Annotated in this window: 7 protein-coding genes; 5 read left to right on the forward strand and 2 right to left on the reverse strand. The window is 71.4% G+C overall.

All coding sequences use genetic code 11. The annotated features are described in order from the left end of the window. Positions 1-97 precede the first annotated feature (97 nt). The 5 genes from smc (at position 98) to GPY60_RS16515 (ending at position 9,475) form a co-directional block, all read left to right on the forward strand. Positions 98-3,697, forward strand: a complete 3,600-nt coding sequence (smc, locus tag GPY60_RS16495) for a chromosome segregation protein SMC (RefSeq protein ID WP_156688755.1) — start codon at positions 98-100, stop codon at positions 3,695-3,697. Positions 3,698-3,793: 96 nt separating this feature from the next. Beyond that, positions 3,794-5,056, forward strand: coding sequence for a signal recognition particle-docking protein FtsY (ftsY, locus tag GPY60_RS16500; RefSeq protein WP_156688756.1), 1,263 nt, complete (start codon positions 3,794-3,796; stop codon positions 5,054-5,056). 190 nt (positions 5,057-5,246) lie between these two features. Next, positions 5,247-6,635 carry an ammonium transporter gene (locus tag GPY60_RS16505; protein ID WP_156688757.1) on the forward strand — a complete coding sequence of 463 codons (1,389 nt, stop codon included), beginning with the start codon at positions 5,247-5,249 and terminating at the stop codon, positions 6,633-6,635. Then, the gene (gene glnB / locus GPY60_RS16510) at positions 6,632-6,970 is read left to right on the forward strand and encodes a nitrogen regulatory protein P-II (protein WP_156688758.1); all 339 of its coding nucleotides are present in this window, start codon (positions 6,632-6,634) and stop codon (positions 6,968-6,970) included. The genes GPY60_RS16505 and glnB overlap by 4 nt, the downstream gene beginning before the upstream one ends. A 45-nt stretch (positions 6,971-7,015) precedes the next feature. Next, positions 7,016-9,475 carry a [protein-PII] uridylyltransferase gene (locus GPY60_RS16515; protein WP_156688759.1) on the forward strand — a complete coding sequence of 820 codons (2,460 nt, stop codon included), beginning with the start codon at positions 7,016-7,018 and terminating at the stop codon, positions 9,473-9,475. On the opposite strand, the gene GPY60_RS16520 is transcribed toward GPY60_RS16515, so the two are convergent. Beyond that, the gene (locus tag GPY60_RS16520) at positions 9,472-9,642 is read right to left on the reverse strand and encodes a hypothetical protein (protein ID WP_156688760.1); all 171 of its coding nucleotides are present in this window, start codon (positions 9,640-9,642) and stop codon (positions 9,472-9,474) included. The two genes, GPY60_RS16515 and GPY60_RS16520, sit on opposite strands and share 4 nt — an antisense overlap. Positions 9,643-9,674: 32 nt before the next feature. Beyond that, positions 9,675-10,573: virginiamycin B lyase family protein (locus GPY60_RS16525; protein ID WP_444850860.1), on the reverse strand; the 899-nt coding region annotated here is incomplete at its 5' end.

Below are 10,573 nucleotides of genomic sequence, written 5' to 3' on the forward strand. Positions count from 1 at the left end.
ACGCGAGTGGCCCCTGCGCCGACCAGCGAATTTCGGTCCCGGCGACACCCCGCGAGTGGCCGGGACCCGGCGATCTGAGTCGGTAGTCTGGCTCGCCGTGTACCTGAAGAGTCTGACGCTGAAGGGCTTCAAGTCCTTCGCGTCGCCGACGACTCTGCGCTTCGAGCCGGGCATCACCGCGGTGGTCGGCCCCAACGGCTCGGGCAAGTCGAACGTCGTCGACGCCCTGGCGTGGGTGATGGGCGAGCAGGGGGCGAAGACGCTGCGCGGCGGCAAGATGGAGGACGTCATCTTCGCCGGCACCTCGTCGCGCGCGCCGCTGGGCCGCGCCGAGGTCACCGTCACGATCGACAACTCCGACAACGCGCTGCCCATCGAGTACTCCGAGGTGTCGATCACGCGGCGCATGTTCCGCGACGGCGCCAGCGAATACGAGATCAACGGCAGCAGCTGCCGGTTGATGGACGTCCAGGAGTTGCTGAGCGACTCCGGGATCGGCCGCGAGATGCACGTCATCGTGGGGCAGGGCAAGCTCGACGAGATCCTGCAGTCGCGACCCGAGGACCGGCGCGCGTTCATCGAGGAAGCCGCCGGCGTGCTCAAGCACCGCAAGCGCAAGGAAAAGGCCCTTCGCAAACTCGACGCGATGCAGGCCAACCTGGCGCGGCTCACCGACCTGACCACCGAACTGCGCCGCCAGCTCAAGCCGTTGGGCCGGCAGGCCGAGGTGGCCCGTCGCGCCCAGACCATCCAGGCCGACCTGCGCGACGCCCGGCTGCGGCTGGCCGCCGACGACCTGGTCAACCGGCAGACCGAGCGCGACGCCATCTTCGAGGCCGAGGCCGCCATGCGCCGCGAGCACGACGAGGCGGCGGCCCGCCTGGCCCTGGCATCCGAGGAGCTGACCGCGCACGAGACCGCCATGGCCGAGCTGTCGGTGCGGGCCGAGTCGGTGCAGCACACCTGGTTCTCGCTGTCGGCGCTGGCCGAGCGCGTCGGCGCGACCGTCCGCATCGCGAGCGAGCGCGCGCAGCACCTCGACGTCGAGCCGGCGCCCCCCAGCGACACCGACCCCGAGGCGCTGGATGCCGAGGCCGAGCGCGTGCAGATCGCCGAGCAGGGGCTGCTCGCCGACCTCGCCGAGGCGCGCACCCGGCTGGACGCGGCCCGGGCCGAACTCGCCGAGCGGGAGCGGGAAGCCGCCGAGGCCGACCGCGCCCACATGGCGGCGGTCCGGGCGGAGGCCGACCGGCGCGAGGGGCTGGCGCGGCTGGCCGGGCAGGTGGAGACCATGCGGGCCCGCGTCGACTCGATCGACGACAGCGTCACCCGCCTCTCCGAGCGCATCGAGCAGGCAGCGACCAGGGCCCAGCAGGCGCGGGCGGAGTTCGAGACCGTCCAGGGACGCGTCGGCGAGCTGGACCAGGGCGAGATGGGCCTGGACGACCACCACGAGCGGACCGTGGCCGCGCTGCGGCTGGCCGACGAGCGGGTGGCCGAGCTGCAGGCGGCCGAGCGGGACGCCGAACGCCGGGTGGCGTCGCTGCGGGCCCGCATCGACGCCCTCTCGGTGGGCCTGGAACGCAAGGACGGCGCGGCCTGGCTCAGCCAAAACCTCGGCGGCGCAGGGCTTTTGGGGCCGATCGCCAAGCTGGTCAAGGTCCGCTCCGGTTACGAGGCGGCGCTGGCCGCCGTGCTCGGGTCGGCCGCCGACGCGCTGGCCGCCGAGAGCTTCGGGGCGGCCCGGTCCGCGGTCGCCGCGCTCAAGAAGGCCGACGGCGGCCGCGCCGCGCTGGTCCTGGGCGACTGGCCGGCCGGGCCCGCGGCGCCGCACGACGCGCTGCCCGAGGGCGCGCTGTGGGCGCTCGACCTGGTGGACACCCCGGCACGGCTGCGCGGGGCGATGACGGCCATGCTCTCCGGCGTCGCCGTCGTCGGCGACCTGAGCGAGGCGCTTGACCTCGTGGCGGCCCGCCCCGAGCTGCGCGCGGTCACCCTCGACGGCGACCTGGTCGGGACCGGCTGGGTGAGCGGCGGCTCGGACCGCAAGCTGTCGACGCTCGAGATCACCTCGGAGATCGACAAGGCCGGCGACGAGCTGGCCGCCGCCGAGGCCCAGGTGAGCCAGCTGACCGCGGCCCTGTCCGGTGCGCTGACCGAGCAGGCGGCCCGCCAGGACTCCGCCGAGCAGGCGTGGGCCGCGCTCAACGAATCCGACACCGCCATCTCGGCGATGTACGAGCAGCTCGGCCGGCTCGGGCAGGAGGCCCGCATGGCCGAAGAGGAGTGGGCGGCCTTGCTCCGGCAGCGCGACGAGCTGGAAGCGGGCCGCGCGCAGACGGTCGACGAGGTCACCGAGCTCGAGACCCGGCTGCGCAACGCCCAGGAGACCCGGCCCGAGCACGCCGAGGAGCCGGCGGACCGCCAGCGGATCGCCGCGGCCGCCGAGAGCGCCCGCGGCGTGGAGATCGAGGCCCGCCTGGCCGTGCGGACGGCGGAGGAGCGGGCCAACGCGGTGCGAGGGCGGGCCGATTCCCTGCGCCGCGCGGCCGCCGCCGAACGCGAGGCGAGGCTGCGCGCCCAGCAGGCCCGGGAGGCGCGGCTGCGCGCGGCCGCGGTGGCGGCGGCGGTGGCCGACGCCGGGAGGGCCCTGGCGGAGCGGCTGGACCGGGTGGTGGCCGCGGCGTCGCGGATCCGGGACGCGCTGGTCGCCGAGCGGCAGCAGCGTTCGGCGGCGATGGCGGCGGTGCGCGACGAGGTCAACGCGCTGAGCGCCCGGGTGGCCACGCTGACCGACTCGCTGCACCGCGACGAGGTGGCCAACGCCCAGGCGGCGATGCGGATCGAGCAGCTCGAGCAGATGGTCCTCGAACAGTTCGGGATGGCGCCGGCCGACCTGATCGCCGAGTACGGCCCGCACGTCGGGCTGCCGCCCACCGAGCTCGAGATGGCCGAGTACGAGCAGGCCCGCGAGCGCGGTGAGCAGGTCGTCGCGCCCGCGCCCATGCCGTACGACCGGCCGACGCAGGAGCGCCGAGCCAAGCGCGCCGAGCGGGAGCTGGCCGAGCTCGGCCGGGTCAACCCGCTGGCCCTCGAGGAGTTCGCCGCGCTGGAGGAGCGCTACAACTTCCTGTCCACCCAGCTCGAGGACGTCAAGGCCGCCCGCAAGGACCTGCTCGACGTCGTCGCCGAGGTCGACGCCCGGATCCTGCAGGTGTTCAGCGACGCCTTCACCGACGTGGAACGCGAATTCCGCGAGGTTTTCGCCGTGCTGTTCCCCGGCGGCGAGGGCCGGCTGCGGCTGACCGACCCCGACAACATGCTCACCACCGGCATCGAGGTCGAGGCCCGGCCGCCCGGCAAGAAGATCACCCGGCTGTCGCTGCTGTCGGGCGGCGAGAAGGCCCTGACCGCGGTCGCGATGCTGGTGGCCATCTTCCGAGCCCGCCCGTCGCCGTTCTACATCATGGACGAGGTGGAGGCCGCGCTCGACGACACCAACCTGCGCCGCCTGATCAGCCTGTTCGAGTTGCTGCGGGCCCGCTCGCAGATCCTGATCATCACCCACCAGAAGCCGACGATGGAGGTCGCCGACGCGCTGTACGGCGTCACCATGCAGGGCGACGGCATCACCGCGGTGATCTCGCAGCGGATGCGCGGCCAGCAGGTGGAGCAGCTGGTCTCGAGCTCCAACTAGCGGGTCGCCTTCGGCGTTGACTCTGCGTCCTGGGCGACGAAGTGCGAGTAACGCCCGCCGTCAGCGCAGGGTCAAACGGCTGGAAGGATCGGCAGCGTGTCCCAAGGTCTTTGGATCGCCATCGCGGTCGTCGCTGCCCTGCTCATCGTCGCCGCGCTGGTCTTCGGCCTGGTCCGGTATCGCCGGAGGCGGATCAGCCTGGCGTCCCAACCGGAGCCCGGGGTCCTGGACCGCCCGCGTGGCTATACGACCTCGTCGGGCATCACCTTCAGCCAGACCGCGCCGCCGGTCGAACGGATCGACACCACCGGGCTGCCGTCGGTGGGCGACGACGCGACCGTGCCCCGCGACGCGCCGAAGCGCACGATCTCCGACGTCGAACTGCCCGAGACGATCGCGCCGCCACCCGCCCCCGAGGCTCCCGAGATCGAGGAGATCGCGCCGCCCGAGGGGCGCCTCGAGCGCCTGCGTGGGCGGCTGGCCAAGTCGCAGAACGCTTTTGGGCGCAGCCTGCTGGGCCTGATCGGCGGCGGTGACCTCGACGAGGACTCGTGGCAGGACGTCGAGGACACTCTGCTGATCGCCGACCTCGGTCCGGTGGTCACCGAGTCGGTGATGGCGCAGCTGCGCAGCCGCCTGGCCAGCAGCGACGTGCGCACCGCGGCCGACGCCAAGGCCGCGCTGCGCGACGTGCTCATCAAGGAGCTGCAGCCCGGCATGGAACGCTCGATCCGCGCCCTGCCGCACGCCGACCGCCCGTCGGTGCTGCTGGTCGTCGGGGTCAACGGCACCGGCAAGACCACCACCGTCGGCAAGCTGGCCCGGGTGCTGGTGGCCGACGGCCGCCGCGTCGTGCTGGGCGCGGCCGACACCTTCCGGGCGGCGGCCGCCGACCAGCTGCAGACGTGGGCGTCGCGGGTCGGCGCCGAGGTGGTGCGGGCGCCCGAAGGGGCCGACCCGGCGTCGGTGGCGTACGACGCCGTCGACAAGGGCATCGCCTCGGGCGCCGACGTGGTCGTCATCGACACCGCCGGTCGGCTGCACACCAAGGTGGGGCTGATGGACGAGCTCGGCAAGGTCAAGCGCGTGGTGAGCAAGCGGGCCGAGGTCGACGAGGTGCTCCTCGTCCTGGACGCGACGATCGGGCAGAACGGGCTCGCCCAGGCCCGGGTGTTCGCCGACGTCGTCGACATCACCGGCGCGGTGCTGACCAAGCTGGACGGAACGGCCAAGGGCGGCATCGTGTTCCGCGTCCAGCAGGAACTCGGGGTGCCGGTCAAGCTGGTCGGGCTGGGGGAGGGACCCGACGATCTGGCGCCGTTCGAACCGGCGGCGTTCGTCGACGCGTTGCTGGGCTGACAAGCCCTTACACCGCGAGCGGGACGTTAATACCGCCGAAACACGACGGCACCATCGCCGAAACACTCATTGCGCATCGTTCTGGATCAGGCCACAGGCGCACGTCTGACGGCCGTTCCCGTGCGACCGGAGGTGATAACGAGTGGCATTCCCGCAATTGGGCCAACCCGATACCGGCGATACCGCCTGGATGTTGGCAAGTTCTGCGCTTGTGCTCTTGATGACGCCGGGTCTGGCGTTCTTCTACGGCGGCATGGTGCGCACCCGGAGCGTGCTCAACATGATCATGATGAGCATCAGCGCGATGGGCGTCGTGACCGTGCTGTGGGTTCTCTACGGCTATTCGATGTCGTTCGGCAATGACGTCGGCGGCGTGGTCGGCAAGCCGAGTGACTACTGGGGGCTGGCGAAGCTCATCGGCGGCAACGCCGTCAAGGGGGACCCGTCCAAGGGCGTGACCCAGGTGGACATCCCCCTGGCCGGCACGATGCCCGCCACGGTCTTCGTCGCCTTCCAGCTGATGTTCGCGATCATCACCGTCGCCCTGATCTCGGGCGCCGTGGCCGACCGGCTGAAGTTCACCGCGTGGCTGGTCTTCGCGGGGCTGTGGGCGACGCTGGTCTACTTCCCGGTGGCGCACTGGGTGTTCGCGGCCGACGGCTTCGCGTCGGAGCACGGCGGCTGGATCAACAACAAGCTGCACGCGATCGACTTCGCCGGTGGGACAGCGGTCCATATCAACTCCGGTGTGGCGGGCCTGGCCCTGGCGATCGTCCTGGGCAAGCGCAAGGGCTGGCCGACGACGCTGTTCCGCCCGCACAACCTGCCGTTCGTCATGCTCGGTGCCGGGTTGCTGTGGTTCGGGTGGTTCGGGTTCAACGCCGGTTCGGCGACCAGCTCGAACGGCTCCGCCGGTGCGACGTTCATGACCACGACGGTCGCGACGGCCACCGCCATGCTGGCGTGGCTGCTCACCGAGCGCATCCGCGACGGCAAGCCCACCACGCTGGGCGCGGCGTCGGGCATCGTCGCCGGGCTGGTCGCCATCACGCCGTCCTGCTCGTCGGTGAACATCCTGGGCGCGATCGTGGTCGGCGCGGTGGCCGGCGTGGTGTGCGCGCTGGCGGTCGGGCTGAAGTACAAGCTCGGCTTCGACGACTCGCTCGACGTGGTCGGCGTGCACATGATCGGCGGTCTGGCCGGCACGCTGCTGGTCGGCCTCCTGGCCGCGCCGGAGTCCACCGCTATCAACGGCGTGGCCGGCGTGTCGAAGGGCCTCTTCTACGGCGGCGGCTGGTCCCAGCTGGAACGGCAGGCGGTCGGCGCCTTCGCCGTCCTCTTCTACTCGGGTATCGTGACGCTCATCCTGGCGCTGATCTTGAAGTACACGATCGGGCTGCGCGTGGACGCCGAGGCGGAGTCGACGGGTATCGACGAGGCCGAGCACGCGGAGAGCGCGTACGATTTCGGAACCATCGGGGGGCAGGGATCGGTCCTCCCGGCGGCGCGGGTACCCGTGGATGACCGTAACGGTCTCGAAGACCGGGCGGGCGACAAAGTGGAGGCAGAGCACTCATGAAGCTAGTCACCGCGATCGTGAAGCCGTTCACCCTGGACGACGTCAAGACCGCCCTCGAAGATGCCGGCGTCCTGGGGATGACCGTCAGCGAGATCCAGGGCTACGGACGCCAGAAGGGGCACACCGAGGTCTACCGCGGCGCTGAATACTCCGTCGACTTCGTGCCCAAGGTGCGCATCGAGGTCGTCGTCGACGATTCCATCGTCGACAAGGTGGTGGACAGCATCGTCCGGGCGGCGCGCACCGGCAAGATCGGTGACGGCAAGGTCTGGGTGAGTCCCGTCGAGACCATCGTGCGCGTGCGCACCGGTGAACGCGGAACCGATGCGATATGACGGTAGCCGCCGACCGTTGATCGAACCGGGACGGGCCGGGAGGGCGTGAAGCCCGACCGGCCCGAGCCGTCGACGTCGGGGACAGAAAACGCCTGCGAGGCAGCCGATCTGGCTGCCTCGCGGCGCCGTCTGCTGTCCGAGGGGGCCCGGCTCGAAGCGGCCGAGCTGCGGCAGGCCTGGCTTGAACTGCACGAGTCGTGGCTGGCCGCCAAGGCGGCGGAGATCGGGATCACCGAGGGCAGTGGCTTCGCGATCGTCGGGATCGGCGGCCTGGGCCGCCGCGAGCTGCTGCCATACTCCGACCTCGACCTGATGCTCCTGCACGACGACAAGCCCGCCGAGGTGCTGGGCAAGGTCGCCGACGGGCTGTGGTACCCGCTCTGGGACGCCAATGTGCGCCTGGACCACAGCGTGCGGACCGTCCCCGGCGCCCTGGGCGTGGCCAACGCCGACCTCATCGCGGCGCTCGGCATGCTGGACGCCCGCCACATCGCCGGCGACGCGACGCTGTCCGACGAGCTGGTCGCCGGGGCGCGACGGCAGTGGCGCACGGCGATTCGCTCCCGCATGGACGAGCTCGTCGAGATGACGCAGTCCCGCTGGCAGCGCTGCGGCCGGATCTCGCAACGGGCCGAGCCGGACCTGAAGTCGGGCCGCGGCGGGCTGCGCGACGTGCAGTTGCTGGACGCGCTGGGCGTCGCGCAGCTCATCGACCGGCGCGGCATGGCCAGCCCCGACATGCCGGGCGGGTCGCTGGACGCCGCATACCTGACGATGCTCGACGTGCGCACCGAACTGCACCGGGTGTCCGGCCGCGGGCGGGACCTGCTGCTGGCCCAGTTCGCCGACGAGATCAGCGCCGCCCTGCACATCGGGGACCGGTTCGACCTGGCCCGCAAGGTGTCGAGCACCGCCCGCACCATCGCCTACCACGCCGAGACCGGGCTGCGCACGGCCGAGAACGCGCTGCCGCGGCGCGGCATCTCGGCGCTGGTGCGGCGGCCGAAGCGCCGGCCGCTCGACGAGGGCGTCGTCGAGTACGCCGGTGAGATCGTGCTGGCGCGCGACGCCCACCCCGAGAGCGACGCGGGGCTGGTGCTGCGCGTGGCCGCGGCGTCGGCGGACACCGGGCTGCCGATCGGCGCCGGCACGCTGAGCCGCCTGGCCGCCAGCGCACCGGAAATGCCGACCCCGTGGCCGCGCGAGGCGCTGGACGACCTGCTGGTGGTTCTGTCAGCCGGGCCGACCACCGTCGCGACCGTCGAGGCGCTCGACCGCACCGGGCTCTGGGGCCGGCTGCTGCCCGAATGGGACGCGATCCGCGACCTGCCGCCCCGCGACGTCGCGCACAAGTGGACCGTCGACCGGCACGTCGTCGAGACCGCCGTCAACGCCGCGCCGCTGTCCACCCGCGTGGCGCGCCCCGACCTGCTTGCGCTGGGGGCCCTGCTGCATGACATCGGTAAGGGCCGCGGCGTCGACCACTCCGTGCTGGGGGCTGACATGGCCCACCAGATCGGTCCGCGGCTCGGGGTCGCGCCGGACGACGTCGAGTTCCTCTCCAAGCTCGTTCGCCACCACCTGCTGCTGCCCGTGGTGGCCACCCGAAGCGACCTCAACGACCCCAAGACCATCCAGGAGGTGTCGGACGCGCTAGACGGCGACCCCGTGTTGCTGGAGGTGCTGCGGGCCCTCACCGAAGCGGACTCGAAGGCCACCGGGCCCGGGGTGTGGAGCGAATGGAAGGCGTCGCTTATCGACGACGTCGTGCGCCGCTGCCGCCTGGTGATGGCCGGCGAACCGCTGCCCCAGACCGGACCCATTGTGCCGCAAGATCTTTCGCTCATATCCGACCACGGCGTGCGGGTGGAGTTGAATCCCGACGAGAGCGGGCGCTTCCAGGCCATCATGGTCGCGCCCGACCAGCGCGGGCTCGTCTCGAAGGCGGCCGCGGTGCTCGGCCTCAACTCGCTGCGCATCCACTCGGCGACGGTGAACACCCACGAGGGCGTCGCGGTCACCGAGTTCGTGGTGTCGCCAACGTTCGGGTCGCCGCCCGAAACGGGCCTGCTGCGACAACAGTTCACCGGCGCGCTGAAAGGGGACGTCGACGTTCTCGGCGCGCTGGAGAAGCGGGACAGCGACGCCGTCGCCGCGGCGACCGCGCGCGCCGGCGAGGTGCAGCACGGGGTCCCCGTCACACGGTCGACCGCCCCGCCGCGCATCCTGTGGCTGGACACCGCGACCCCGGGCCAGCTCGTCGTCGAAGTGCGCGCGATGGACCGGTTGGGTTTGCTGGCCCTGCTGGCCAGCGCGTTGGAGCGAGCGCACACCGACATCGGATGGGCCAAAGTCAACACGTTCGGGTCGACGGCCGCCGACGTGTTCTGTGTGACGGTGCCGCCCCACGACGAAGAATCCGCGCGGGCCGCAATCGAGCAGCACCTGCTGGCCGTCCTGGGCGGGCCGGCGGTCGAGGTGCTCGACGAGCCGGTGGGGGATTAGCTTTTCGCCTCGGACGTCAGGCGGCGCGCCGCGTCGATGCGGTCCTTGAGCTGCTGACGGGTCGCCGCGGCGATCGGCGGGCCCTCGCAGCGCCGGCGCAGCTCGTTGGGGATCCAGCCGTGCGGTTTGCCGGTGCGGTGGTGTGCGATGGAGACCAGGGGCCGCACACCCGCAAGCCCGCAATCCGGGCGGCACACGACTACCCACTGATCACCGACACCGTGCCGCTGAATTCGTTGGTGACGTAGACGTCGCCGGTGGCGGGGTTGACCGCCACCCCGCCCGGAACGCTGCCGACGGAGATGGTGGCGGTGACGGTGTTGGTGGCGGGGTTGATCACCGACACCGTGTTGTTGCCACCGTTGGTGACGTAGACGTAGCCGGTGGTGGGGTTGACCGCCACCCCGCCCGGATTGGCGCCGACGGTGATGGGTGATCCGGTGACGGTGTTGGTGGCGGGGTTGATCACCGACACCGTGCCGTCGTGAAGGTTGGTGACGTAGACGTCGCCGCCGGGGTTGACCGCCATCCCGTACGGACTGTTTCCGACGGTGATGGGTGATCCGGTGACGGTGTTGGTGGCGGGATTGATCACCGACACCGTGTTGCTGCCACCGTTGGTGACGTAGACGTCGCCGCCGGGGTTGACCGCCATCCCGTACGGTACGCCGAAACCGGTGATGGGTAATCCGGTGACCGTGTTGGTGGCGGGGTCGATCACCGACACCGTGCCGCTGACAAGGTGGGCGACGTAGACGTCGCCGCCGGGGTTGACCGCCACGTCGTACGGATTGCCGCCGACGGGGATGGGTGATCCGGTGACGGTGTTGGTGGCGGGATTGATCACCGACACCGTGCCACTGCCATAGTTGGTGACGTAGACGTCGCCACCGGGGTTGACCGCCACCCCGTACGGACCGCTGCCGACGGGGATGGGTGATCCCGTGACCATGTTGGTGGCGGGGTTGATCACCGACACCGTGTTGCTGCCAGTGTTGGTGACGTAGACGTCGCCGCCTGGGTTGACCGCCACCCCGTACGGACTGTTGAAGCCAGTGATGGTGGTGACGTCTACGTCACCAACACTGGCAGCAACAC

The organism is Mycobacterium sp. Marseille-P9652, assembly GCF_902652685.1.
Taxonomy (GTDB): Bacteria; Actinomycetota; Actinomycetes; order Mycobacteriales; family Mycobacteriaceae; genus Mycobacterium.